Annotated in this window: 24 protein-coding genes; 8 read left to right on the top strand and 16 right to left on the bottom strand. The window is 43.2% G+C overall.

Annotated features, from left to right (window positions below; all coding sequences use genetic code 11):
- Positions 1–153: 153 nt before the first annotated feature.
- From ACHUFI_RS13990 to ACHUFI_RS13970, 5 genes are all read right to left on the bottom strand, one after another.
- Positions 154–576, bottom strand: a complete 423-nt coding sequence (locus ACHUFI_RS13990) for a VOC family protein (protein ID WP_394250110.1) — start codon at positions 574–576, stop codon at positions 154–156.
- Between the two features lie 59 nt (positions 577–635).
- On the bottom strand, positions 636–896 hold the full coding sequence (locus tag ACHUFI_RS13985) for a hypothetical protein (RefSeq protein WP_394250108.1): 261 nt from the start codon (positions 894–896) through the stop codon (positions 636–638).
- Between the two features lie 64 nt (positions 897–960).
- Positions 961–1752 carry a class I SAM-dependent methyltransferase gene (locus tag ACHUFI_RS13980; protein ID WP_394250106.1) on the bottom strand — a complete coding sequence of 264 codons (792 nt, stop codon included), beginning with the start codon at positions 1750–1752 and terminating at the stop codon, positions 961–963.
- A 34-nt stretch (positions 1753–1786) separates the two neighbouring features.
- Positions 1787–2404 carry an HAD family hydrolase gene (locus tag ACHUFI_RS13975; RefSeq protein WP_394250104.1) on the bottom strand — a complete coding sequence of 206 codons (618 nt, stop codon included), beginning with the start codon at positions 2402–2404 and terminating at the stop codon, positions 1787–1789.
- 143 nt (positions 2405–2547) lie between these two features.
- Entirely contained in the window at positions 2548–2937 is a 390-nt protein-coding gene (locus tag ACHUFI_RS13970) for a VOC family protein (RefSeq protein WP_394250102.1), read from the bottom strand.
- 443 nt (positions 2938–3380) lie between these two features.
- Here ACHUFI_RS13970 and ACHUFI_RS13965 point away from each other — a divergent pair, with 443 nt between their 5' ends.
- Positions 3381–5141, top strand: coding sequence for an SgrR family transcriptional regulator (locus ACHUFI_RS13965; RefSeq protein WP_394250098.1), 1761 nt, complete (start codon positions 3381–3383; stop codon positions 5139–5141).
- A gap of 99 nt (positions 5142–5240) precedes the next feature.
- Here ACHUFI_RS13965 and ACHUFI_RS13960 read toward each other — a convergent pair whose 3' ends face one another.
- Both ACHUFI_RS13960 and ACHUFI_RS13955 read right to left on the bottom strand, forming a co-directional pair.
- Entirely contained in the window at positions 5241–5651 is a 411-nt protein-coding gene (locus ACHUFI_RS13960; protein ID WP_394250096.1) for a rhodanese-like domain-containing protein, read from the bottom strand.
- Between the two features lie 175 nt (positions 5652–5826).
- A complete protein-coding gene (locus tag ACHUFI_RS13955; protein WP_394250094.1) occupies positions 5827–7731 on the bottom strand; it encodes a methyl-accepting chemotaxis protein in 1905 nt (634 codons plus the stop codon).
- Positions 7732–8052: 321 nt separating this feature from the next.
- Between ACHUFI_RS13955 and ACHUFI_RS13950 the strand changes: the two genes are divergently transcribed.
- Positions 8053–9108 (top strand): MBL fold metallo-hydrolase, encoded by a 1056-nt coding sequence (locus ACHUFI_RS13950; protein WP_394250092.1) that lies wholly within the window; start codon positions 8053–8055, stop codon positions 9106–9108.
- Positions 9109–9156: 48 nt separating this feature from the next.
- On the opposite strand, the gene ACHUFI_RS13945 is transcribed toward ACHUFI_RS13950, so the two are convergent.
- The gene (locus ACHUFI_RS13945; RefSeq protein ID WP_394250090.1) at positions 9157–10065 is read right to left on the bottom strand and encodes a LysR family transcriptional regulator; all 909 of its coding nucleotides are present in this window, start codon (positions 10063–10065) and stop codon (positions 9157–9159) included.
- A 340-nt stretch (positions 10066–10405) separates the two neighbouring features.
- Here ACHUFI_RS13945 and ACHUFI_RS13940 point away from each other — a divergent pair, with 340 nt between their 5' ends.
- Positions 10406–11635 carry a hypothetical protein gene (locus tag ACHUFI_RS13940; RefSeq protein WP_394250088.1) on the top strand — a complete coding sequence of 410 codons (1230 nt, stop codon included), beginning with the start codon at positions 10406–10408 and terminating at the stop codon, positions 11633–11635.
- 122 nt (positions 11636–11757) lie between these two features.
- On the opposite strand, the gene ACHUFI_RS13935 is transcribed toward ACHUFI_RS13940, so the two are convergent.
- Positions 11758–12033 (bottom strand): hypothetical protein, encoded by a 276-nt coding sequence (locus tag ACHUFI_RS13935; protein WP_394250086.1) that lies wholly within the window; start codon positions 12031–12033, stop codon positions 11758–11760.
- 166 nt (positions 12034–12199) lie between these two features.
- The gene (locus tag ACHUFI_RS13930; protein ID WP_394250187.1) at positions 12200–13918 is read right to left on the bottom strand and encodes an RluA family pseudouridine synthase; all 1719 of its coding nucleotides are present in this window, start codon (positions 13916–13918) and stop codon (positions 12200–12202) included.
- Between the two features lie 228 nt (positions 13919–14146).
- Here ACHUFI_RS13930 and ACHUFI_RS13925 point away from each other — a divergent pair, with 228 nt between their 5' ends.
- From ACHUFI_RS13925 to ACHUFI_RS13910, 4 genes are all read left to right on the top strand, one after another.
- A complete protein-coding gene (locus ACHUFI_RS13925; RefSeq protein WP_394250084.1) occupies positions 14147–14701 on the top strand; it encodes a sugar O-acetyltransferase in 555 nt (184 codons plus the stop codon).
- A 180-nt stretch (positions 14702–14881) separates the two neighbouring features.
- Positions 14882–15805: a LysR family transcriptional regulator gene (locus ACHUFI_RS13920; RefSeq protein ID WP_394250082.1), complete on the top strand. Its 924-nt coding sequence runs from the start codon at positions 14882–14884 to the stop codon at positions 15803–15805.
- Between the two features lie 395 nt (positions 15806–16200).
- Positions 16201–16515 (top strand): hypothetical protein, encoded by a 315-nt coding sequence (locus ACHUFI_RS13915; protein ID WP_394250080.1) that lies wholly within the window; start codon positions 16201–16203, stop codon positions 16513–16515.
- 520 nt (positions 16516–17035) lie between these two features.
- Positions 17036–18616 (top strand): ATP-binding cassette domain-containing protein, encoded by a 1581-nt coding sequence (locus tag ACHUFI_RS13910; RefSeq protein ID WP_394250078.1) that lies wholly within the window; start codon positions 17036–17038, stop codon positions 18614–18616.
- 53 nt (positions 18617–18669) lie between these two features.
- On the opposite strand, the gene ACHUFI_RS13905 is transcribed toward ACHUFI_RS13910, so the two are convergent.
- From ACHUFI_RS13905 to ACHUFI_RS13895, 3 genes are all read right to left on the bottom strand, one after another.
- Entirely contained in the window at positions 18670–18954 is a 285-nt protein-coding gene (locus ACHUFI_RS13905; RefSeq protein ID WP_394250076.1) for a YciI family protein, read from the bottom strand.
- 41 nt (positions 18955–18995) lie between these two features.
- Positions 18996–19361 (bottom strand): VOC family protein, encoded by a 366-nt coding sequence (locus tag ACHUFI_RS13900; RefSeq protein WP_394250074.1) that lies wholly within the window; start codon positions 19359–19361, stop codon positions 18996–18998.
- A 173-nt stretch (positions 19362–19534) separates the two neighbouring features.
- Entirely contained in the window at positions 19535–19909 is a 375-nt protein-coding gene (locus tag ACHUFI_RS13895) for a YybH family protein (RefSeq protein ID WP_394250072.1), read from the bottom strand.
- A gap of 95 nt (positions 19910–20004) precedes the next feature.
- Between ACHUFI_RS13895 and ACHUFI_RS13890 the strand changes: the two genes are divergently transcribed.
- Complete coding sequence (locus ACHUFI_RS13890) at positions 20005–20883, top strand: LysR family transcriptional regulator (RefSeq protein ID WP_394250070.1); 879 nt, start codon at positions 20005–20007, stop codon at positions 20881–20883.
- Between the two features lie 560 nt (positions 20884–21443).
- Here the strand turns inward: ACHUFI_RS13890 and ACHUFI_RS13885 are convergent.
- Genes ACHUFI_RS13885 through ACHUFI_RS13875 form a run of 3 tightly spaced genes read right to left on the bottom strand, consistent with a single transcriptional unit; the run spans position 21444 to position 23523 of the window.
- Positions 21444–22301, bottom strand: coding sequence for a hypothetical protein (locus ACHUFI_RS13885; protein ID WP_394250068.1), 858 nt, complete (start codon positions 22299–22301; stop codon positions 21444–21446).
- Positions 22301–23155, bottom strand: coding sequence for an ABC transporter ATP-binding protein (locus tag ACHUFI_RS13880; RefSeq protein ID WP_394250066.1), 855 nt, complete (start codon positions 23153–23155; stop codon positions 22301–22303). Before ACHUFI_RS13880 ends, ACHUFI_RS13885 begins: the two co-directional genes overlap by 1 nt.
- Positions 23155–23523, bottom strand: coding sequence for a GntR family transcriptional regulator (locus ACHUFI_RS13875; RefSeq protein ID WP_394250064.1), 369 nt, complete (start codon positions 23521–23523; stop codon positions 23155–23157). Before ACHUFI_RS13875 ends, ACHUFI_RS13880 begins: the two co-directional genes overlap by 1 nt.
- Between the last annotated feature and the right edge of the window lie 134 nt (positions 23524–23657).

The raw sequence follows: 23657 nt of genomic DNA, 5'->3' as shown, positions 1-23657 counted from the left end.
TCTGGAGTAGAATTCGGCAGACGAATCCATAAGCATTTTGTGAGTAATTCTTAGTTGCTGGCTAAGCTATTATTTTTATTGTGAAGATATGAGTAAGGGAACTCGCTCGCTTTGTATGATTTTTTTTGGCAATAGCGAGCGATACGGTGTGGGCTAGATGCCTCTTGCTGCGAGTGGGTGAGTCTCGCTTAGTTGCAGCAGATCCCATTGATTGCCGTATAAATCCTTAAAGACAGCGACGGTGCCATAGTCTTGCTCCTGCGGCTCTCTTACAAACTCGATGCCGTCAGCACACATACGGTGATAGTCACGCCAAAAATCGTCGGTATTCAAAAATAAAAATACGCGTCCACCGGATTGGTTTCCAATAAAATCAAGCTGCTCTGGCTTAGAAGCACGTGCGAGTAGCAAGGTTGTTCCGTTGGAACCAGGCGGTGACACAACCACCCAACGTTTGTCTTGCTCCGGTTGATAGGTGTCTTCTATCAGCTCAAATTTGAGTTTGTTGACATAAAAATCGATGGCTTCGTCGTAATCTCGAACAACTAAAGCAATGTGAATAAGGGATTGTTTCATTGCTGATTATCTCTATTGAATCTGGAGGGGGGCAGCTTTCGGTTATCAGGTTGTGCGAACTAACTTACGCTCGATGACATCCAGCCTAACACCATCACAAGCGCCACAATCGTGAGGCCAATGTAGGATACCCACTTCCTTAATTGAGGCACATCTTGTTTGTTTCGAGGGAAGAAGTACATGAAGGTAAAAAGCACCGCAGTTGCAAGGAAGGTTAACGCGCTAACGTTGTCGCCTTTGGCAAAAAAAGTCGCACCGAAGAATAATTGAATAGGGATTAACACCAGTAATCCACGCCGCGCTTTTTGTAACTTATCCATGTTTTACTCCTTTGAACGATATCCTGAAAGAGATCAGAATCATCACTTTTGATTTGTAGCGGACTTACTTTCTCGCCAAGACCAGTCCGTGATTACTCGACCCAAGTACAGATGGCTCTTCGCAAGTCGCCAAATGGTAATTTAGCCAGGCTTGGTATTGTGAAGGAGTAAATTGATTAACGCCATCAGAAATATAACGCCCGATCCCATCGGTCGCGACATGATTGGAAATCTCCATTTCTTGATCAGTTAACAGATTTTCCATTTCTTCAGGAGTTGAGAAGTAGCCGACATTGAAAAATGAATCCGCCTTTGGTGAAGAAACCGTTCCTTGCGTTCTCAGTTCTTTTAGAACATTGGGAGTCATCAGTTCAGGAAACTTTTGCGCGAACATTCCAGCAACAAAATAGCGAGAGATGTAAGCAACCGCGAGTGTTCCCCCTGGTTTAAGGATCCGTTTAGCTTCGCGTATTGCTTGTTCTCTTTCCTTCGAAGATTGTAGGTGATACAAAGGGCCGAGCACGACGCAGAGGTCTTGGGATTCACTTGCGATGAAAGGAACATCACAGGCGTTTCCTTGGTAGACATCGAGCGTTAACGACTGAGACTCAGCATTCTGTTTGAGTAATTCAACTTGTTCCGGTACCAGTTCAACTGCTGTCACCTCACACCCTTGCTTGGCGAAGGTGAGCGAATACCTGCCGGTAGCAGCACCTAATTCACATACCTTTGTCCCTGACGTAATCAAACCTTGCAACGTGTGCATGGTGGTATCGAATTCCATTTGGGTGATGCACTGACGGGTTAATCGGGAGTCTTCATTGGCGCCAGTGTATTGGGCGATTAACGCTTTCATTCGATTGTCCTTGATGTGGTGAATTGGGGGGTAATTAAAAGTTCAGGCCGAGTTGCTTTAAATCTTGCTCACATTGCTGGGCATTGATGAACTGGATCGCGTGTATCCCTTGCTGCTGCGCGCCAGTGACATTATGTGGCATGTCATCAAGGAAAACGGTTTCACCGGCTTGTATAGAATGCTGTGAAAGGAGCGCTTGGTAAATTTCAGGTTGGGGTTTGAGTAAACCGAGTTCGGCGGATACCGTCGCGCCATCAAATAATGGCCAAAAGTCGTATGTGGCTTTCAAGTGTTCGACGATTTCTCTGACATTGTCTGTTAATGCATATACACGGTAACCTGATGTTTTCAAACGTTTCATCAGTTGAATTGTGCCAAAAATGAGTAATTGAGAATGTTTTACGTAATAGAAAAGTTGTTCGCATTCATTAGCTGTTAGCCCATATTCACTTTGATATTGCTGTTTGGATTGTTCTTCGGTGAGTAACCCTTTATTTAAGTTCAGCCAGTTTTCACTTTGAAAGAGTTTTTTTGCCTGCTTTTCAGCGTCGATATCATTGCCGAAAGTGAGTCGAACTATTTCAATCGGAGACCAACGAACAATGACATTACCTACATCGAACACAACATTTTTTATAGCAACAGTTTCCATGATTACTCGCTCGTGGTTTATGCAATAAGTTACTGACACTATCGAAAAATAGCAGCCCTAACAAGCGGTAAGCTCTGCTATTTGTTAAACATTATATTTTGATTTTTCATCCATATATCGGTCATTCGTTTGGCGCTTTAGATTCAGCCTGTTAGTTCTAAACGGTTACCCTCAGGATCTAAAACCACACTTTCGTAATACCCATCCCCGGTTCTTCTCGGCCCGTCAATAATCTCATACCCATCTTGAGCTAAACGTTGGGTGAGCGCGTCGACATGGGCTTCACTACCTAGGTCAAACGCTACATGGATGAACCCATGAGCTTGTGAGTAGATGTCGTTTTTTGATTGAGGGATGCTATCCATTTGCATGAGTTCAATTCGGGCACCTTCATCGAAACTCAAAAAATAAGAAGAGAACCCTTTACTAGAGTTGGTGTATTTCACGTTGGGCTTGGCGTCGAAATAGTGTTGATAAAAGTGCTTCATTAGCTCTAAATTTTGTGTCCACAGCGCGATGTGTTCTATTTTCATCTTGGCCTCTTGTACGTTAGAAATGAAGCGGACTGATAACAACATTCATACATGGGGGAGGAGCATAAACATGCTTTTCAGCCCGCTTCAATTATGGGTAACACGCAATTAATACTGGTTGCCTTGAACCGATTAAGAACGGAGTATTAGTACTCGCATTGCAGATAAAGCTGGATGAGCATTTGCAAAGAAAATCGTTCTAAAGGGTGGCGAGAGTTATTGAGCTTTACGCGGTAGTAATCGAGCATTGTGGTGGTGGCTTTCATGTTAGTGACCTTTGCGATTTCCGTGTTGATGTCGCTATTTTTGTCTAAAATAAGGAAGCTAAAAACAGATTGTTTTTTAAGTTAATGTTCCTGTTAATGGGTTTTAGATACAATTGTTGGTGTTTTTAAGAAAATACGCTGAAAAGCGGAACTGATATTTCAAGAGGAGTTCTACATTTGTCTGACTTAACCTTAATGCGTTATTACTTGCGCTTGGAACCGTTGGGGAATGATGGTGCCGTGAGCGTCTCTCTCACAGAAATATCAGAACTGTTATTCACGAGCTTAAGGCATGCCAGAACCTTATTAGGAAAGATGCATTCAGAGGGGTGGGTGATTTGGCAACCAAAACCCGGCAGAAATCAAAGATCGAGCATTACGCTCCAATACACGAGTGATGGTTTGAAGCAGCATGTGGCTGCGTCATTGATAGAGATTGGGCATTATGAAAAAGCGCTTAACGTGTTGGAGCATAATCGCGAAGTGTTTGGCTCTTTGCTTCAACAAACGTCTGGTGTCAGCATGCGTGAGGGGCTTTTGCATGTTCAACTGACTTATAAACGCAAGTTTGAAGCGCTCTTTCCTCATCATGTGCAACGCAGTAGTGAACGGTTTTTGCTTCGTCAGGTGTTTTGCTGCTTAGTGAGTTGCTCGCCAACGGGTCAATTAGAGCCGCAATTAGCCCACCATTGGCATTACGATGAAGAATCCAATCTTTGGACGTTTTATTTACGCCCCGGGTTGACCTTCCATGATAACCAACCGATAGATGCCAAAACGCTAGTGGTGCTTTTTAGTGAATTGCAGAATTTGCCCTTCTATCAATCAGAGCTCGCTCATGTGGAAGAAATCTATTCCCCCCAGCCGCTACGTGTGTGTTTCCGTTTGTCGCAAGCTGATAAAGGCTTTGGAGGCTTATTATCGGGTGTCAAATATTCCATTCAGCCACTTAATCAGCTCAAAAATATTGACGTGAGTAAGGTGGTCGGGAGTGGGGCGTTCAAAATTGGCGAGCATACAGAAGACAGATTAAAGCTGGTGGCATTTGAGCAATATTACGGCTGCCGTTCATTAACCGATGAAGTGACGATTTGGCAGTTTGAAGAGCAAATGTCGGGAACGGCTCGGTTTGACGACAGCCAAATGCAATTGGCCGAGCAAGGGGAAATGTCTTGTTTCCACCATCTCGGAAAATCCGATGCGAAAGAGCAAGAAAGCGACTTACAGTCTAGCCGAATTGAAGATGGTTGTTTATTTACGTTATTTAACCAAACTCAGCCTGAGCAATTATTACAAACTGACCAAAGAAAGTACCTTAGCCAACTGTTAAGCCCTGAAGCAATTCAAACTCAGCTCGTTAAAAATGCGGGGGCGTTTAGCGTCGAATACGCTAGAAACTTGCTACCGAATTGGCAAAAGCTATTGAGGCCACCAGTAGAACCGACGAAGCTACCGAAAAAGCTATCGATCGCCGTTTATAACTACTATGCCTTGTATCGTTGTGCGATTAGCATTGGAGACATCTTAAAGCAGCATGGTGTCGAGGTTGTGGTGAATACGTACAGCTACCGAGAATTGACCCTCCAATGCGAACAAGGCTCGCTGACCGAAGACATTTTGCTGTGCAATATCAACCTTGACGACAATGCTCAATCGTCACTGTTCTCGTGGTTAATGAATAATCCGGTACTTCATTTTGGCCTCGGGGCGAGCCACAGTGATTGGCTACAGCAGCAATTGAATCAGCATAAAGCGCGTGTCGAACTTGCGGACTACTTCCAAGAGTTAGAGCCGATCGGAAGTAGCTTAATTAATGAATACTGGCTGTTACCTATGTTTCATCATCTTCAAACCGTACGTTTTCAAGGCATATTGAAAGATGTCGCGATTACAAACTGGGGATGGCCGGAATTTAGAGACGTTTGGTCGGTGGATTGAGGAGAATCTCGGCAAGCAAAAACCAATTCCGTTGAGCTTCCGGCTTGAATAGTTAAGCCGGAAGCTTAAAAGTTATCGCCTAAACGTTCATCTGATGATTTAGCGTTGCGCTTCGGCATAGCTTTCTAATTCAAACCCTTCGTCAATCCAGCCTGTGATGCCACCAATCATTTTCTTGACAGGGCGGCCCAGCTTCGCAAGGCGAATCGCCGCTTTTTCTGTTCCATTGCAATGTGGCCCGGCACAGTAGACAACGAACAGAGTATCGGCAGGAAATTCGCTTAACGTTTTCTCATTGAGTCTCGGATGGGGGATATTTATTGCCCCTTGAACATGTCCATCATTGAAGAGCTCAACGCCTCTGACATCGAGCAAGACAAAGTCCTGTGTTTGGTTTGAAGTAGCGTGGTGTACATCCCAGCAATCTGTTTCAAACTCTAATAATGCACTGAAATGGTCTAAGGCTCGTTGGCTACTCGCTGCTGAAATTCGTGATACGGCAGATGACATAATGATTCCTTTTTAATTACTCGTTCCATAAACGTCATCAGTATGTATTAGGTGAATCGGAATCGATATTGGCTTTATAGACAGGGTTCGATAACTATAAGCCAAGTTGTTGATGGGGAGGCAGAGAAAGGAAAGGCCGCATGATGCGACCTTTTTATCGAATGGTGGTGAGATATTAGAACTTAAACTGCGCGACCAAACCTGAAAGGTGTTGGGCTTTGAACCGCAATTGTTCACATTCCTGTGCAGTGCGTTCAACCATGGCATCGCTCTCGCGAGCGATTTCAGAAATGCTTGTGACGTGCGGTGAAATTTCGTTGATCACGTTAGATTGCTCGCTGGTGGCCGAGGCAATTTGCATGTTCATCGCATTCATTTCGTTGACGTTGTTTGAAATTGCCGACAATTGTTCTTCCGAATTCGACGCTTCAACTTGACAGTTTTTTCCAAGTTCTGAACTGGTGCTTATGGCATGGACGACCTCTTCTGTTCGTCGCTGCAGTTTCTCGATGATCGCACGAATTTCTTCGGTAGAAGCTTGGCTGCGTGAGGCAAGCGTTCTCACCTCATCAGCAACGACCGCAAATCCTCGACCTTGTTCACCCGCACGTGCCGCCTCGATGGCTGCGTTTAGCGCCAACAGATTGGTTTGTTCAGAGACCCCGCTGATCACATCAAGCACGGTATCAATGGAATTCGCGTCTTGAGCCAATTGGGTGACTACGTCGGTGGTATCACTCAGTTGTTGGTTCATGGTTTCAACACTTTCAGATGTTGCGGTGACCGATTTTTGGCCGATATCAATGGCGTCAGAGGCTTGAGAGGCACTGTCTGCGGCACCATTGGCATTTTGCGCCACTTCATCAGAGCTTGCGCCCATCTCGTGGATCGCGGTGGCAACTTGTTCGATTTGACTTGTTTGTTGCTTGATCTCTTGCTCCATTGATTGTGCCATTTGATCAACCGTTTGAATGGATGCGGTGATCTCTTTTCCGGTATTGGATACATCTTGAAGCAGCGTGCTGAGATACTGCACAAATTGGTTATATCCTTTGGCAATTTGACCGACTTCGTCGTGGCGAGAATCGTCTAAACGCTGTGTAAGATCGCCACCGCCTTTGCCGATCCCTTCAAGCAATTCTGCGACTTGTACAAATGGAAACAGAAGCTTATTGGTTGCCCAAGCGGCGATTGGTGTGTAGATCGCAGCGATGATCAACGCCATAAGGATAACGGTTCGGCTAAACCCTGCTAGGTCGGCGAGTACCTCATCGCGTGGGATTTGTGTAACCAGAGTCCACCCAATGCCTGGCATAGATTTCGCACCAATGACTTGATAATCGCCATTAAGCTGGGCTTCTTGAACGAGAGGTCTTTCACTGCCGAGTAAATTGTTGGTATCCATGCCTAGCGAACTAAGCGATTGTCCTATCATTGATTTATTCGGATGGACTTTGATTGAACCTGAGCTGTCGACCAAAAATACAATTCCGCTGTCACCGATTCGATATTGGCTAATTAGTTGCGTAATACTCTCTAGTGTAAGCCCGATCCCTGCGACACCAACGCGCTTTCCTTCGCTGATCACCGCGTAGTTAACGAACATAGTTGGAATACCCGTTGCGCTATCCGTGTCAAAAGAGAGTTCGAATTCTTGGTTGGAGTTGATGAAACGGTAGAACCATTGATCTCCACTGTCGGATTGGCTGATGTTCTTAAGAATACCGCCATGTGTGTAGTAAGTACTGTCTTTGCCTGAGACGAAATACGCGGTAATCGCATTAAATTCGTTTTTTACAGAGGTGAGGTATTGTTGGATTTCTGCTTGATTTTGATTGCCTTGATATTGGGTGATGAGTGGTGAAAGCGTCATCATTTTCGACGCAATAATCGGGGTTTCTAACTGCTTATTTAGGTCATTGCTTACTTCACCTAATACAGCGGGCAACTCCCTTTGAAAAGTCTTTTCGATCAAGATGCTCCGGCTAGATTGAAAGGAATAGACACCCATAACGGTAATTATCGCAAGGGCAGCAATAATGGTTGCCAATATTGCTTTTAGTCGAATAGTTAATTTCACCTCAGAACTCCTTTCTAAAATATTACTACCCAGTATGGATGTAAAAATAATGTTAATTAATAACTGACCTTTGGGTCAATTATTAAGCAGGTGAAATGAGATGTTGTACATCATTTTTCTATAATTTGTATCCAATTTATAAATCTCATGAAGTCTAGAGAGGTTTCGTGCCAGTTTTTGGGAAGCAGGGCTTATGTAGCAGCATTCGGTTTGTATAAAAATTACACTTGATAGTTTACTTTTGTTTTAAAGTTAGTAAACTGCTCAGTGTAGTTTACTTTTAAGGTCTATCTGATTTTGAATGACGAACAGAGAAGCTCAATGAAAAAATATTTATTGCCCATAGTAGGAGTATTTGCCATGACTATCGCTGTAACGACATGTTCTAGCCGCGCACAAGAAGATGCAGGGTTACCTAAAAAATTTGTGAATAGTGAATTGGAATACAAATCTGGGATGTCAGATATTTGGTCAATTCTGAAAGCTTACGTGACCACAAAACGTGAGACTCCGGTACCAACGTTTGATTTGCCAATGGCTGCGATGACGGCAACGCAACTTCTCGATGAAAAAGAAGATGTGTTGTACCGATTAGGTCATTCCAGTGTGATCATGAAGTTAGATGGTCAATTGGTTATGGCGGATCCGGTTTTTAGTGACAGAGCTTCTCCAGTTCAATGGTTTGGCCCAAAACGTTTTCATGCCACGCCAATTGATTTGGAGGCGCTTCCAAATATCGATGTGGTTGTCATTAGTCATGATCATTACGACCATCTAGATAAAGCATCGGTAAAAGTGTTGGCGGAGAAAGTGAGCACATTTATCGTGCCTTTAAGGGTTGGCGGGTATTTGAAAAAATGGGGTGTTAAAGAAGAAAAAATCATCGAATTAGATTGGTGGCAGTCAACCGAAGTGAATAGTTTGGCCTTCACTCTGACACCGACACAGCATTTTTCTGGTCGTGGGGTTATGGACCGAGACGAAACTCTATGGGGAAGCTGGGTTATAAAAAGCAACGATGTGAGCGTCTTCTTTAGTGGTGATTCAGGTTACTTTTCCGGCTTTAAAGAGATTGGCGACAAGTTTGGGCCATTCGATCTCACGATGATTGAAACCGGAGCTTACAACTCATTGTGGGCAGACATTCATATGTTTCCCGAGCAAAGCGTTCAGGCCCATATCGACTTACAAGGCGAAGTCATGATGCCCATTCATAACAGTACGTTCGATTTGTCGTTACACGATTGGCAAGAACCGTTAGAGAAAGCGTTTCAATTAAGTGAAGAGCGAAATGTTACGTTAGCCAGCCCAATTATTGGTGAACGATTGGTTATCGCGAATCCTGCGCCTGCAACTAAGTGGTGGAACAAAGGTTAGATCGCTACAAGAAAAGGCCAAGTCACTCTTGGCCTTCTGCTTTATTATCTACTGATTCAACGAGTGCGACGCTTTAAGCGTGTCTCCGAACAAGGACTCAATCATCAAATATCGATTGGGAAGTTGACGGTTCTTTTTACGTACCAAATACAAGGTTTCCTGAACCGGTATTCTTGGTGTCGCGATATGCAGCGTGTCTTCACCGGCAAAGCTATTTACGGCACTTTTTGGCAGAACGGTAAAACCGAGCCCTTTAGATACGGGTAATAAAATTTGCCCGACTTGATTGATGTAACCTGAATGAGGAAGCTCTGCAATGTTGGCTTTTTTTAGGTTGTCGTCGCCGCATCGGTCAAAATAAAGGGATAGATAGTGCTCAGCGTCTGGGTGCTTTACCAAGCCGGTTTCTCGAAGCAATTCTAGTGAGATGTCCTGGTTCTCAAAAGCTTTCGGTAACACTAAGCAAAGGGCTTCCTCTCCAATTTCTTCACTATCAAACAAACTGTTATTAGGCTGATGGGTGACAATCCCGATATCCACTTGGCCTGCTTGAATATCATTTAATATCTTTTGGTTAGGGGCTGCTTCTACTTGAATATTTAACCCTGGGTAATGTTGTTGAAGATTGAGCAACAAGGGGTAGAAATACAAAGCCATCGAACCAGAACAAGCAATCGTGCAGTCACCACTATGTGGGTCATCAAACTTTAAGTTATCAAGTAACTCTGCTTCTTCTCGGGCGACTTTAATAGCGTAGTGGTAAACCAGACGGCCTTGCTCTGTTAGCTCGAAGCTCTTCTTTTCTCGCGTAATAAGCGCGTGTCCGCAGGCTGATTCTAATTTACGAATGTGTTGGCTCACTCCTGGCTGTGTCATAAACAGCTTTTCTGCCGTTTGAGTGAAGTGCCCAACTTCGACCAAGGTTTTGAAAGTGTTAAGCCAGAGTGGGTTTAGCATCGAGTTTTCCAAAGAATTGATAATCAGAAATTATTATATTGGCTAAGTATGATAAAGGCGAGTTTTCATCAGGGCTTCTTTATGATGCAAAAATACGTAGTAAGAGTGAAACGAATTGGTACAGCACTTCCTGAGAATCGTTTAGAACTGTTCAAGTTTCTTCCCAAAACCGACTCAAACAGACTTCTTACTAAACAAAAATTAGTGGGATTTTTTATAAAAAAACCCGGTCTAGAGATAATAATGTAAATAACACATTTACAATTTGAATGATTAGTTCGAAACTAGCGTTATTACATATAACAATAATTATTTGACAGACATTTTTACGGGGAATCGGATGCGTATAAAAGTATTTAAGCGCAAAGTAAAAGACACCTTTTTTGGCAAGACCACGAATACCGCATTAGATGTTCAGCTGCTCGAGATGGCGGATGCGCGAATGGGTGCGATGTATATGCTTGCGAATACTGAAGTCAACAAAGTGTCGTCTTTTTCAAATAGTCACTTTTTCGAAAACTTTGTGATAGGCGCTGAACCATTGAGCGACTTAAAGTCGATTTCTATGGGGTTATTGCAAAAAACGGACGCAATGGCGAAGTTTAAACAGACCAAAGTCGGTGGAAAAGTCGCTAAGGCCGCCAGTGTTGCGGGAGAGGCGACGTCAGCGGTGATCCAAAAGATCAAAGCCATCATTTCTGAGTTCTTCAGAAAGCTCGTGAATAAAATGAAAATGGTTTATGGCGAGGCTTTATGTGGCGCCGAATGGTTTGCTGAATTTGGCACATGGCTAACGGCTGAGTTCGCCGGAAACTTCTCTAGTTTTATTCCTGGTTGGGGTTACGTTCAAAGCGCTGCCGATATTTATTCTGGTGTAAAGCAAGCGGCATTTAAGTCGTATGATTTAGTTACTCAAATGTACGCCGGGCGTGGGGTTGAGTTATTAGGTGGTCACCCGAGCATTATTGCAAACGCCCTAGCTAGGCATTCCGCTGTTGGTGTAATGGGTGGCTTAAAAAGTGCAGCTATTGGGGCGACTAAAATCGGGTTAGAAGCTGCCGGAGACGCATTCGCTGGCGCTGGGGTTTTAGTGAGTGCGATTAGTGGTTTGTTTGAGCGTGTGGTTAAGCTCGTTGACTATATGGTGCAGCGTTCTCTAGTCGGGAAAGTGCTGAAGCGAGCGAAAAAAGAGTGGGTAAACCGTGATTCAAACTCAAGCTTAGTCAAAGATCATAAACGTTTCTCTGAATGGTTCCAAACCGCGGTGATCACAACACCGATCATTGCCGCAATTGTTATGGGGAGTGGTTTTGTCGCCCACCCTTATAAATTCATTCAGCTATTAACCCCCACGCTAGGAGTGATCTCTCAAGGCGAGTTTAATAAAGGTGTTGTCTATATAGAGAAGCTCAAAGCACTCTCGACTGGGTATGTTCAAGAGTATGCCGATGGTTACTCCGTCAACTTTACAAGCTCGGACGGTCTGGTCAATGCGCGACTCAAAGAATTGATGGAAGGGAAAGGGATACTCGATGGCCATGAAGTGGCTGTATCGAGTACGACGCCGTAAAGTTTACTAAATAGCGAGACTGAAGCGGGTTGAAATAGTAAGCCCTTAATCAAGAGTATGGTTAGGGGCTTTGTTGTTTAGTTTGTTGCGCTGTATACGTAAAAAGAAGAACGAGTAAAGCGTTAATCAACCAAGCCGTTACGCTTGAGCCCACGGCGTACGTTTTTGCACAGTTTTCCAAACTGCCTGATCTCTTCAAAATTCGGAACGATTCCTCGAGATAAGCTGTGCTCCCAATACGTCAGCTCTGTATCCACGAGTTCCAACAGCTTTTTAGGGCAACCCACGCATTCACCTTGCGGCCCGCAAACAAACGTTTCTGGATCTTCTAAAGGGAATTGTTCTTTCACGTCTGCGATCAGTTGGTGCATCGCCGTTTCTAGGTTTGGTTTGGCCATAGTCTGATTCTTCACTCGGGGTAAAGGCGGTGTTCGCTGGAACTGCAGATGTTAAATGAGATGATAGAAAAACGAAGTTGATCGAAGATAAGAAAATGGTTTCTATATCCGAAAGGGGTAGGCTGTCGTGAAATTCACAACAGCCTAGGTTGGGTTATTCGCTCAACTAGAAATCGGCGTCAACTTGAAAGGTGAGCCATTCTTTTGTGACTGGATGTTCTAGCTCAAGTTGTTCGGCATGTAAGTGTAACCGGTTCGCTTTGATCCCATAAAGGTCATCCCCTTTGATCGGCATATGCAAACCCTCGGTGTGTGAACAGTGGACTCGTAACTGATGCGTACGACCTGTTTTTGGGTATAAATGGACTTTGGTTGTGGTGGCGTGACGCTCAATGACTCGCCATTTGGTTTCTGCGGGTTTGCCATGCTCGTAGCAAACCATTTGTCTTGGTCGGTCGTTAATGTCCCCACGTAAAGGCAGCGTGATGATCCCTTCATCTTGCTCTAGAACACCTTCCACTAAAGCAACATATCGCTTTTGTACTTCCCTTGCCATGAACTGTTTTTGTAGGCTTTTGTTCGCACGTTTTGTTAAGGCGAAAATTAAAATACCAGATGTCGACATGTCTAATCTATGAATGACAAATGGGCCTTCAACATCGGTAAACATTTGTTCGATTCGATACGCAGCAGAATCTTTAATTGTTCGCCCAGGAACGGATAAGAACTCGGCAGGTTTGTTCACCACGACGATGTGTTCATCTTGGTAGATGATATCGAGTTCTTTGCCTTCAGCGGGGTTTTCAAGCAGAGGGTTTGGATCGATGGTCATGCCGCCTAGCATATGTCCTAAGATAGGCTCACATTTGCTTTGGCATGAGGCATAAAACTTCTTGTGTTTTCTCACTTCAGATTTCGGAGACACTCCCCACCAAAACTCGGCCATACAAATCGGGGTTAGGTTATTCAAAAACGCATACTGAAGCAGCTTAGGCGCTGCGCATTCACCAGAACCCGCCGGTGGGATTTGGTTCGGGGTGTTTTGGAAAATGTCGTTAAGATCTTTTCGTTCACCGTTAGCATTCAGAAAAGCGTAGTGAGCAAATAGCTTATGCTGTAACACGTTAGAAAGCCGAGCGCGTTCTGCTTTGAGTGCTTCAAGCTCGTTTGTGTAAACATCCATCTCAGCTTGCACTTCAGCGAGGGTATTCTCCCAATCTAGCTTTAGGTATTTTTGTTGATTTTTTTCCGCGACGCTTTCTTTACCTAAGTCGGCAATGAGCTGTTCTAACGCTTCCCCATTTAAGGTGTTTTCAGCTTCAGCACGTTGTATTTTACGACGTTTACGACCTTCGATTATACGTTGGCGTTGCGCTTCAATTTCAAGTTCGGCCTGAGCGGTTTTCTGCTTTAGCTCTTCAGTTAAGCAAGCAAGTTCCGGGTGTGCAAGTAGCGCTTTGTATTGATCGCTTACTTTGGTCACTCCTGCTAACTGACCACGGTAGAAGCTGCCTTCCGCTAGCATATCGAACACAGGTGGAACGAAGCCTGGAAGTAGGTTTTGATCGGCAATCTTTCCTGAAAAGGCTGACAAGAAACCAATTTCTCCTTGAGGGTTTTGTACAACTAAGACCCCAAACATCTTGCCTCTTTCTTTAGTGGCTTTTGAGCCGTCCCCCTTTAATTGAGATGGTTGATCCAAATCATCAAGCCCAAAGTCATGGTGCCATTGAGCTTGTTCTAAGAGATGAGCCTGCAACTGTTCTGCAGCTAACTCACACAGTGGGTGTGGTTCGTAGTAAAAGGGGAAGGTAAAACGTTCAGGAAGCGAATAACCATCAATAGAGTGAGAAAAGGGGGTAAAACAAGGTTCTGAAGATGGCATAAAATATCGACTTACTGAAAGGTTGGAAAGCAAACTAGAGGAGATCCTCTCTACTATTGGCGTGATTCTACGGATTTGCATGGCATTCGTCATCTTTTGATTTCGTTTACCCCGATAGTGACGAATCCCTGAGTTTCCAGCTTGCATGAAACAAATTTACCCACTTTTGACATAGGAATAAGAATCGCGATTTTACACTGACTAAAACGTAATAATGGGTAGTGAAAGATGTTAACTGAAAAAGAGAAGATGTTGGCGGGAGAGCCTTATGATGCATGGGATGAAGAGCTTTACAGCGCGCGGATTGCATGTCGAAAATCGATGCGCACACTCAATAATAGCATCCCCGATACCGAAGAGTGGAAATCCGCAATCAAAGCGCTAGTGCCCAGTGCTGATGACACTACCTATTTGGAACCTCCATTTCGTTGTGACTATGGAACTAATATTAAGATAGGTAAGAACTTTTACGCCAATTTTAATTGCGTGATCTTGGATGTGAATACTGTCGAGATTGGTGACAATGTTATGTTTGCACCAAACGTACAGATTTACACAGCAGGCCACCCCATTGATGCTAAATCTAGGGTTGAAGAAGGGATAGAGTTTGGTTACCCGATTACTATTGGTGACAATGTGTGGCTTGGTGGCGGCGTCATTGTATGCCCGGGTATTACCATAGGTGCAAATACTGTGATTGGTGCAGGAAGTGTCGTCACTAAAGACATTCCAGCCAATGTGGTGGCTGCTGGTAACCCATGCAAAGTAATTCGAAAGATATAGGTCCACTGCTTTAAATTCGCCAAATCTATGGGTAGAGGTTGATTACCGTTAAGCAAGAAGGCAGAGTTCATAGGAGCTGACAGTTGAGTTTACTCTCAATTCATGGAACATCACTGGCCTGTGATTAGAATCATCTCACTGTCATGATCGACCTTATTTTAGCGGCTTAGGAGAATTAGTATGGATCTCGCTACAAGGCTAGAGTTGTTATTGGAAGTTTCAGAGTATGGCTCTTTTGCCAAAGCAGCCGATGCAAGGGGACTAGATAGATCCGTTCTTTCTAAACAAATAAAGAAATTAGAAGATTCCTTGGGCTTAAGGTTGCTTAACCGTTCTACGCGTGCACTTTCTTTAACGAACGCGGGTGTTGAAATCGTAAAGCAAGCGCAGAAAGTCAGAGATCTATTGGATGATACTCGTCAATTAGCAGATACCTTCCATGATGAACCCAAAGGGCGACTAAGAATCTCGACGTCTACTATGTTTGGCCGAAAATACTTACAGAAAGCGACCGAAGCATTTTTAGAGAAGCACCCATTGGTGAGCATTGAAACCAACTTAGATGATAGAAAAGTCGATATCATTAGCGACCGTTTTGATGTCGTGTTTCGGATAGGAAAACCGCAAGATTCCAATCTTATTGCGAAAGTACTCGCGGACAACCGTTTAGTTTTGTTGGCTTCAGAGACGTTTCTGGAAAAGCATGGTTATCCCCAAACATTGGAAGAGTTAGCCGAGTTACCAGCGATCACTTACGCCAACGAAGCCTTTTCCTCCAATAAAATTCAGTTAGTCCACAACACGGATCAAAGTAATAGTTTCAGCTTTTTGGCTAAAAGTCGCTATACCGTGAATGAAGTTGAATTGGTGATGGAAAGCTTAGTCGCTGGGTTAGGTTATGCGATTGTTAGCCAATTTATGCTTATGGATACAACAGAGAATTTAGGGCTAGTGGAACTGTTCCCTGACTATCACATACCTTACGAGGGCTGCTTATACGCACTGTACTCGCATCGCAACCAACCGCCATTAGTTAAAAGCTTTATTGAAACGGTGCAAGAAACGATAGGGACTCCTGCTATTTGGGAAAGTTATCTCCCCTAGTGTCTGACGTTTTTTACTATCTGCCTGATAGCTTGCTTTCATTCTACTGAGAGCAAGCCACCTCATTCAGGCGTTTTGGGGCCCCTAAATCCGATAATCATTTATCTCATCAATAGAATCTTTTCTTTCTCCTCACTATTAAGTGCCTAATATGATTTTAGTGATAAAAATCACATAAAATGTAAGTTGCTGATAGTTAGGTGTTTTAAATTAATTTTTCTATTGGTTAGTTAATCTAGTCACGTTATTGGTGCTAAAAATTCCATAATGTATGGTTATAAAAGTCATTTACTACACAGTTGTGCAGTATAATAATGACCCCATCGAGCAAGACATACTTACTTAGCTCTGACCATATTAGAAAACAATATCTAAACAAAATAGAGAGAACCATTATGAAAACAGTACTAAAAGCGATTGCACTTACCGCCCTAACTTCAACGATTGCTTACGCAATGCCAGCTAGTGATTATTCAATCCGTGTTAATGCAGACCGCAACCGCGCAGATGTCACTGTATTAAAAGCAGGTGAGCCAGCGAAAGACGTATCAGTGAAAGTTATTGGTAACGGAACCAAGACATATGTGACAGGTTCGAACGGTACATTTATGGCGGCAAACCTTTTTGACAACGGTCGTTCTTTTACCTTTGAAATTACAGATGAAAATGGTCAAGTCGTTCGCGAGCAACGCTACCTATCATCATTCTAATTAGAGTATCGAACATTGATAAGAAAGCCTAAATATCTATGAAGGCCTTCTAAGTAAACGTTATTAGTCCGCTGTTTTGAAGAAACCTTCCTTTCATAATCACGGAAAGAATAGGTTTCTCAATACAGCCGCTATAACGGTTGTTATTACAGAAAGACAACCTCCTAATTTAGCCTGAGGTGTGATCAAGGTGACTTGAACGATAATATTATTACGGTCTATAATCTCGCCATCATATCTTTAGGAGCCAGCGCCATAATGAATTACTAACTTCCTGACAGTCATTAAATCAATTATTTAGACTCTCGGGGTTAGTGGGCGTTGCTTCGTCATATCTACCTTATTATTCTTACGTGCTTGTTCGCAGTATTTCCCTTACTTGGCGTAATAATATGACTCAAACCATTATGTAACGCTCGGCGCATTTTATGTGTTTTTGTAGCATTGCCTCTTGAGGTGAAGCTTAAAACTCTTTTTAACGCGCGGCCCCTTTTGCTTACATCGTAAAAGGAGGTATCTCATGCCTGCATTAATATCACATCAACTTTCCTTTCAGTTAGAAACTGGAGAATGGTTATTTAAAGACATCAACTTTAGCTTGCCCGTTGGAGTCACTGGGCTTATTGGCCGAAATGGATCCGGAAAGTCTGTTTTTTTGTCTTTGTTAACTGGGGGGCTAACGCCAACGCAAGGTTCGGTCTCGAAAGTGGGCTCTGTAGGGCACTATTCCCAGTTGCCTTCAGAGCTATTAAAAAGCCAAATGACGATCGCTCAATTTCTCGAAATAGACCAAAAAAGAGCCGCGCTTGAGGCAATAACCCAGGGAAGTTGTGAACCGAGCTTATTTGAGATTGTTGGTGATGATTGGAATCTTGAGAATCAGACTCTAGACATCCTGCATAGCTTACGTTTACCTGCCGATTTGGACACCAAATGCTGCCAGTTAAGTGGTGGTCAGCTCGCGTTATTGCAACTGTATAAGTTGTTTAAATCTGACGCGCAAATGTTGCTGTTTGATGAACCAAGCAACCATATGGATAGTGTAGGAAAAACCTGGCTCATTGAAAAGTTACGCCAAGAGACGCGCCCGATTTTGTTAGTGAGTCATGATCGTCGATTATTAAGGGAGGTCGATAATATTTACCAGTTGTCATCCCTAGGTATGGCGAATTTTAGCGGTAATTATGATGAGTTCGTAAAGCATCAATCTCAACAGTCATTAGCTCTAGATAAAAGAATTAATCAGCTAACGTCAGAAAAGAAAAAGATCGAGAAACAAGCTCAGATTAACCGGGAAAAAGCGCAGCAAAGGGAGTCTCAAGGAAATCGTAAGCGACATTCAGGCAGCCAGCCAAAGATCTTGATGGATGCGATGAAAGGGAAAGCGGAACAATCTCGCTCAGCGGCGATCACGAACCAGCAAAATCAACTCATACGAAATCAAAATAAGCTGTCGGAGTTAAAGAAGCAGCAAGAAGTACTTAAGCCGCAAACCGTATATTTGAACAATGCCCAACAAGTAAAAAAGCGGACGTTAGTTAGCTTGGATAACGTAAGACTTGAGTTTGGATACCTTGAACCAATCACTCTGACTATCAAACATATGGAGCGCTGGCACATTGAAGGTGACAACGGTTCTGGCAAATCAACGTTGCTGAAGGCCGTTCAAGGTCAGCAACCGTGTTTCCGGGGGCATTTAAAACGAATGACTCAAACGGTCTATTTAGATCAGTACTTTGGTTTATTAGAACCATCCCTATCTTTACTCGATAACCTGATGAAATACTGCATCACTTTATCTGAAAGTGAGGCACGTATCCTGTTGGCTGGGATTGGGTTTAGGAGAGACACGGTTCACCGAAAAGCAGACGACTTAAGTGGGGGAGAAAAAATGAAGTTGGCGATGCTGGTGGTGAGTCATATTGAGGGCGAACCATTATTGTTACTTGATGAGCCAGATAACCATTTGGATATTGAATCCAAGCAGATTTTGGCCGGTGCGCTACTTAAATATAAAGGCAGTTTTGTGGTGGTCAGCCATGATAAAGACTTTGTGTCGGAATTAGGTATCAACCGAACTTTAGCGTTGAAACCAAGCTAGCGAGACCGTTGAATTTGAAGTGGCTTGGAATCACTGTGCGCATTTATTGGGGCTCATATTAGGAATCGCAGTGCTTCAGTCGCTTTGGTTGGAATTATCTCTGTGATTTCATAGCTAGCGAGCCCTTCACGATAAAAAGGGTCGAGCGATATTATTTTATCTAGCTCGGCTCTATTCGATAGGGTCGCAATAATAATCCCTCCCGTTCTAGGCTCCTTGCGCCCAGAAAGTATGAAGTGCCCGTGGTCATATTGAGTATCTAAGTATTCAATATGTTCTGGAATGAAACGGTCCACTTGCTCTAGAGGCACTTTGTAACTCAATGAAATAATGAACACTGGCTTTCCTTGCTGAATATTTAGGTAATCAGAGAATCAAGTTAACAATTTTGCGCAATGCGCCAAAGGACGCCGCTAGGGTCTGTTACGCAAAACTCCAGCATCCCCCAAGGTTGCTCGACAATTTCGGTTACTTTTACATTAAATTCTGTGGAAAGATTTTGGGTGAGCGCCTGGTCATGCCATGACTGAACGTCCTCTACTAACAAGTGCATCATAAAATTCTTGCAGTGTAGGGGTTCATAGAAATCTTGAAGTAAAAAGGAACAAGATCCCGCCTTAAAATATGCGATGCCATCAAATTCAGACGCCATGTCAAACCCTAACTTTTGGTAAAAGCGTTTAGACTTTTCAAAACTCTTGGCGGGAACGAATGACTTGATTTCTACCGTGTTTAGATTCATCATCGTTTTTTGAATGGGATGTAATTGATAATCATTATCATAAATTAATTGGCAAAGTAATGCGAGTCTAATTCATACAGACGGTCAAAACAGAAGTTCGCTACGCATGTTGCTAATGCCTCGAGTAGAGCGCCAGCAACAAGCGTTAGTCATTGTGGGTGAGTGAAAGTATAGGTTTACCTTTCGCCTTGCACTTCAAAATCATCAAACACCAAGCGAGCCTTACCGTCTTCTTGAATTCTCCAGTGTTCGCGATGCACCACGCCAAATGCTTTGTTCATGGTCCATTGGGCAGAAAGAATAAAACCATCTTCGCCTTCCGCTTCCCATTGGACGTCACTGTAGTCAACTTCAGAGAAGCCTTGGTCAATGATGTTTTGCCAGAAAGATTGAATTTCTTCACGTCCGGTAAAAGTACCAAATGGTCGAGCTTCCATAATGGTTCCTTCTGCATATTGCGCGGCGCAACCTGCAGCATCTTGAGAGTTAAATGCTTTTTGCCATGCAGAAATTCCTGTTTTACAAGCGTCTAATACGTGTTGCTGATTCATAAAGTGTCTCCTTGTTCGTGATGGTGTCACTTTAGGTGTATTATTGATTTTGAAAAACAAAGTAATTTGAAAATACTGTTTAGGAAAATAGAACAATGAACAAGCTTAGGCAGATGATGGTGTTTATGAAGGTGGTGGAGTCAGGGTCTATCACTAAGGCGGCTGATAAATTAGACCTATCTAAATCGGTGGTTAGTCAGCACATTAAACAGCTTGAAACTGAGTTAGGGGTTACTTTGCTTAAGCGAACTACTCGCAAGCAAAACTTAACGGATGAAGGAGAGCGATTTTTTACGCATTGTTGCACCATTCATCAAGTGTCTGAGCAAGCATGGGAAGAAATTACTGAGCAGCAAACAGTGCCTAGAGGAAAGTTAAGGGTTACCGCTCCTCATGCCTTGATGGATTCGATTGTAGCCCCTGCGTTAGTCGATGCATTTAGCACGTTCGCAGATGTCCGGTTGGAACTGATTGGCCATGATGAGCAGCTAGATCTTATGCAAGAGGATATTGATTTAGCGATTCGTTTAGGGGAGTCAGGCAGCAGTAATTTGAAACAAAGAAGAATTGGCGCTATCCGAGATGTATTGTGCTGTGCCGTGCACCATAAGGAGGCATTGCTTGACCAAGCTACATTGCCTTATGTGGCAAATAATTGGCAGCCTAAACATATTAAGCATGAATTGCATTCAAAAAATGGCAACAAAATTAAACCATTTAAAGCGAGTGTAAGACACCGAGCAAATACCATTTACAGTTGTATCTCTTTGATTACAAAGGGAGGTGGCGTTGGGATACTGCCGGATTTTGTCTTTTCCAAATACCATGATACATTGACTGAGTGGCTTCCTGACTACCAGTTAACACCAACTTCGGTATACGTTTTGCATCCTTATCAAGGTGCGATACCTGCAAGCGTAAAACTTGCTATCGACGCAGTTAGTGAAAGCCTTACGCAGTCTGCGACTGGGTAATAGGCGGCAAAAGGATCATAAGAATGTCGTCTATTTGCAATCGATCTGTCACATGCCAATTCTAAATTGGTGGGGTTACTTAGCAGTAAATGTGTTACTTACATCATATAAAGAAGTATATGGTATTAAGAACTCTTTATATTTTGTGATTGTTATCACTGTTATGCGCGGTAAACATCGATAGATTCGAGTGGTTGGCAAAGAAAAAAGATAAAGCTCAAGAAGAGCAGATTAAGAAAAGGAACACATTATGAAAAAAATGAGAAGAGCACAGCTTCATCGCGTTCGCATTCAATACTGGAAAGACACCGCGAAAGAAGCTTCAAAAAAATAATCGCTTAGGCGATACCCAAACGAGCTGGCATCACGTATTCAACGACATTACTTTGTCAGCTCACTATCCCCTCTCCCTAATATCCTCATAGTTACTTTACTGACTACAAACCACTTACTTTAATCCTCGTATTGGCATTGGCATTGCAATTTCGTTTTCGTCTTTTCTAATAAAAAAACTCCCGAATAATTCAGGAGTTTAAGTACTAAGTGATTCTATTCCCTAGTTAGCGATTGAGTAGACTTTTCCAACTGACTTCATTAGTTCTATTCAAATTTAAGCTAGCCCAAAGTGCAAGCGAGCCCAAGACGAAATAAGTCACCAGGTATAGCCCTGTTGCACCCCCGAACGCTGCAAAAGGGTTTGGCGAAAACAAAATGTTTACCGGCAACATCAACATCTCAGAGAGGAATTGATCGATTCCGTAAAAACCAAACAAGCTGATTGCTAACCACTTACTCGCATACACCACAACTAAAATCACAATTAACGGGGAGCTGACGATTTGAGACACCATTAGCATGACACAAGCAAAAGGCAGCAAGGCGAGGGCGACCATAAACATTCTGCCAAGAAAGGTAATCCAGTTAGTGAGAACGTAAACCAACGATTCTTGCTCAACCAGAAGCGCAAGCTGCTTATCCGACGTCAGGTTGATGATCCACAAGAGCAAATCTGAAAATAGCACCAGTAATGAACAGATGATTGGAACGACAAGTAAGCCAAACGAGAGCTTCACAGCGTGTGTCATCAGGTTTGAAACTGGCATGCTACGCCAGAACATTGAACTTCCTTCTTGGCGTTCTTTCCTCAGTGTTTTTGGTAAATAGAGCGTACTAAGAATCAGTGAAACGAGCCCAGCACCAAATGTGATTAGCATGTTGAGGTCTCGAACAAACTCCATGTGTATATCACTCACATCGCCACTAAATTCCATTTGGAAAAATAAATTATGTTGTGCGCTGCTACTAAAGAATATCCCGACGAATAGCATGAACCCGCACAGTGCGATAAAGGCTGGTAGGCGAGTGACAATTTTGTGCTCTAGTAGCTCTTTTTCTAGCATAAAAATACTTGGGTGCATTAGTTCATCCCCATTTGAGTGGCTAAAAATAGATCGGCAAGTTTGACTGGGTAAATCGTTCCCATGGATTCTATTTGGCCTCGATTATGGCTTTTCAGTAGCCATTTTGTGCTGCCAAGGCCAGCCTGTTTCGATAGCGGTTGTAACGCTTCAATTTGCGCTTGGTAGGTATTGGGCGCGTCTATAACAAAATAGCCTTCTTCAATACTTTCCATTGACTCATTAAGAACGCATTGGCCTTGCTTGAGAATGAACACATCAGTAATTAAGTGTTCGATTTCAGACACTTCATGACTTGCGATGATCAGTGCTCGTTCTCCATCATGAAACCACTCAAGCAAATGGCGATAGAAGGTTTCGCGGTAAATCAGATCAAGGCCTAGCGTTGGCTCGTCTAAGATCAACACTTTCGTGTCTGTCGCGATAATGACCGCAAGGTGGAGCTGAACCTTCATGCCTTTCGATAAGTGCTTTATTTTGGTGTTTGGCTTGATGTCCGTCGCTTCGAGTGTTTGATTAGCTTTGTGAATATCGAAGCTCGGGTGAACCCCTGACGTGTATTTCAGGAGTTGTTTCACCGTCATCCAGTCAGGAAGCACGTTAACGTCTGAAATGTATGAAAGGTGGTTCATCATTTCGGTATGGTCATGGATGGGGTGGCAACCATTTACACGGATTTCTCCTTGGTAGTGATGCGCCCCTAATAGCGACTGAATCAATGTCGATTTACCTGCACCGTTGTGCCCTAGAAGCCCTAGCACTTGACCTGCCTTTAGTTCGAATGACAGGTTTTGAATGCCTATTTTGTCCGAATACGCTTTAGTCACATTCTGAGCGGAAAGTAGTGTGGTCATTATTCGCCTTTCATCTGTATTCTAAGTTGATCAATAAACTCGTCTACGTCCATATCTATATAACGTAAGGTGTCTGCAATTTGCGGGACTTGTTCATCAATAAATTGAGTGCGTTTCGCTTGTTTGAGTTTGGCAATAGCGCCTATCGCAACAAACATGCCTTGCCCGCGACGCTTTTCAATTAGCCCGTCGTCTACAAGTAACTGATAGCTTTTCATTACGGTTAAGTGGTTGATCTTCAAGTCTGCAGCTACTGTCCGAATGGAAGGAAGCGCTTCACCTTCTGGCCAAATACCTTGCAATATTTGGCTGCTTATCTGTTCACCCAATTGTCGAAAGATCGGCTGATTGTCGTTCCAATCTGTCATCTGAATTCTCAATTATGTTTGGTGTTATATTTATGTATAACACTATACTTAATCAGATATTATGCAAGGGTTTTATAAAGATTTATGGATTTATTAAGTATAGGGATGGTTGTTCAGTAAAAAAGATGAGACTA

This window comes from Vibrio profundi (assembly GCF_043642225.1).
Taxonomy (GTDB): domain Bacteria; phylum Pseudomonadota; class Gammaproteobacteria; order Enterobacterales; family Vibrionaceae; genus Vibrio; species Vibrio profundi_A.
This window is presented reverse-complemented; position numbering and strand designations above follow the sequence as displayed.

What these genes read in the sequence shown, in the direction of transcription:
- ACHUFI_RS13945 (WP_394250090.1), bottom strand. Translation starts at nt 10,065, where the DNA reads ATGCTAAACCCACTCTGGCTTAACACTTTCAAAACCTTGGTCGAAGTT.
- ACHUFI_RS13915 (WP_394250080.1), top strand. Translation starts at nt 16,201, where the DNA reads ATGAAAACAGTACTAAAAGCGATTGCACTTACCGCCCTAACTTCAACG.
- ACHUFI_RS13925 (WP_394250084.1), top strand. Translation starts at nt 14,147, where the DNA reads ATGTTAACTGAAAAAGAGAAGATGTTGGCGGGAGAGCCTTATGATGCA.
- ACHUFI_RS13935 (WP_394250086.1), bottom strand. Translation starts at nt 12,033, where the DNA reads ATGGCCAAACCAAACCTAGAAACGGCGATGCACCAACTGATCGCAGAC.
- ACHUFI_RS13900 (WP_394250074.1), bottom strand. Translation starts at nt 19,361, where the DNA reads ATGATGAATCTAAACACGGTAGAAATCAAGTCATTCGTTCCCGCCAAG.
- ACHUFI_RS13920 (WP_394250082.1), top strand. Translation starts at nt 14,882, where the DNA reads ATGGATCTCGCTACAAGGCTAGAGTTGTTATTGGAAGTTTCAGAGTAT.
- ACHUFI_RS13895 (WP_394250072.1), bottom strand. Translation starts at nt 19,909, where the DNA reads ATGAATCAGCAACACGTATTAGACGCTTGTAAAACAGGAATTTCTGCA.
- ACHUFI_RS13930 (WP_394250187.1), bottom strand. Translation starts at nt 13,918, where the DNA reads ATGCCATCTTCAGAACCTTGTTTTACCCCCTTTTCTCACTCTATTGAT.
- ACHUFI_RS13885 (WP_394250068.1), bottom strand. Translation starts at nt 22,301, where the DNA reads ATGCACCCAAGTATTTTTATGCTAGAAAAAGAGCTACTAGAGCACAAA.
- ACHUFI_RS13960 (WP_394250096.1), bottom strand. Translation starts at nt 5,651, where the DNA reads ATGTCATCTGCCGTATCACGAATTTCAGCAGCGAGTAGCCAACGAGCC.
- ACHUFI_RS13975 (WP_394250104.1), bottom strand. Translation starts at nt 2,404, where the DNA reads ATGGAAACTGTTGCTATAAAAAATGTTGTGTTCGATGTAGGTAATGTC.
- ACHUFI_RS13970 (WP_394250102.1), bottom strand. Translation starts at nt 2,937, where the DNA reads ATGAAAATAGAACACATCGCGCTGTGGACACAAAATTTAGAGCTAATG.
- ACHUFI_RS13940 (WP_394250088.1), top strand. Translation starts at nt 10,406, where the DNA reads ATGCGTATAAAAGTATTTAAGCGCAAAGTAAAAGACACCTTTTTTGGC.
- ACHUFI_RS13985 (WP_394250108.1), bottom strand. Translation starts at nt 896, where the DNA reads ATGGATAAGTTACAAAAAGCGCGGCGTGGATTACTGGTGTTAATCCCT.
- ACHUFI_RS13880 (WP_394250066.1), bottom strand. Translation starts at nt 23,155, where the DNA reads ATGACCACACTACTTTCCGCTCAGAATGTGACTAAAGCGTATTCGGAC.
- ACHUFI_RS13950 (WP_394250092.1), top strand. Translation starts at nt 8,053, where the DNA reads ATGAAAAAATATTTATTGCCCATAGTAGGAGTATTTGCCATGACTATC.
- ACHUFI_RS13980 (WP_394250106.1), bottom strand. Translation starts at nt 1,752, where the DNA reads ATGAAAGCGTTAATCGCCCAATACACTGGCGCCAATGAAGACTCCCGA.
- ACHUFI_RS13910 (WP_394250078.1), top strand. Translation starts at nt 17,036, where the DNA reads ATGCCTGCATTAATATCACATCAACTTTCCTTTCAGTTAGAAACTGGA.
- ACHUFI_RS13890 (WP_394250070.1), top strand. Translation starts at nt 20,005, where the DNA reads ATGAACAAGCTTAGGCAGATGATGGTGTTTATGAAGGTGGTGGAGTCA.
- ACHUFI_RS13875 (WP_394250064.1), bottom strand. Translation starts at nt 23,523, where the DNA reads ATGACAGATTGGAACGACAATCAGCCGATCTTTCGACAATTGGGTGAA.
- ACHUFI_RS13990 (WP_394250110.1), bottom strand. Translation starts at nt 576, where the DNA reads ATGAAACAATCCCTTATTCACATTGCTTTAGTTGTTCGAGATTACGAC.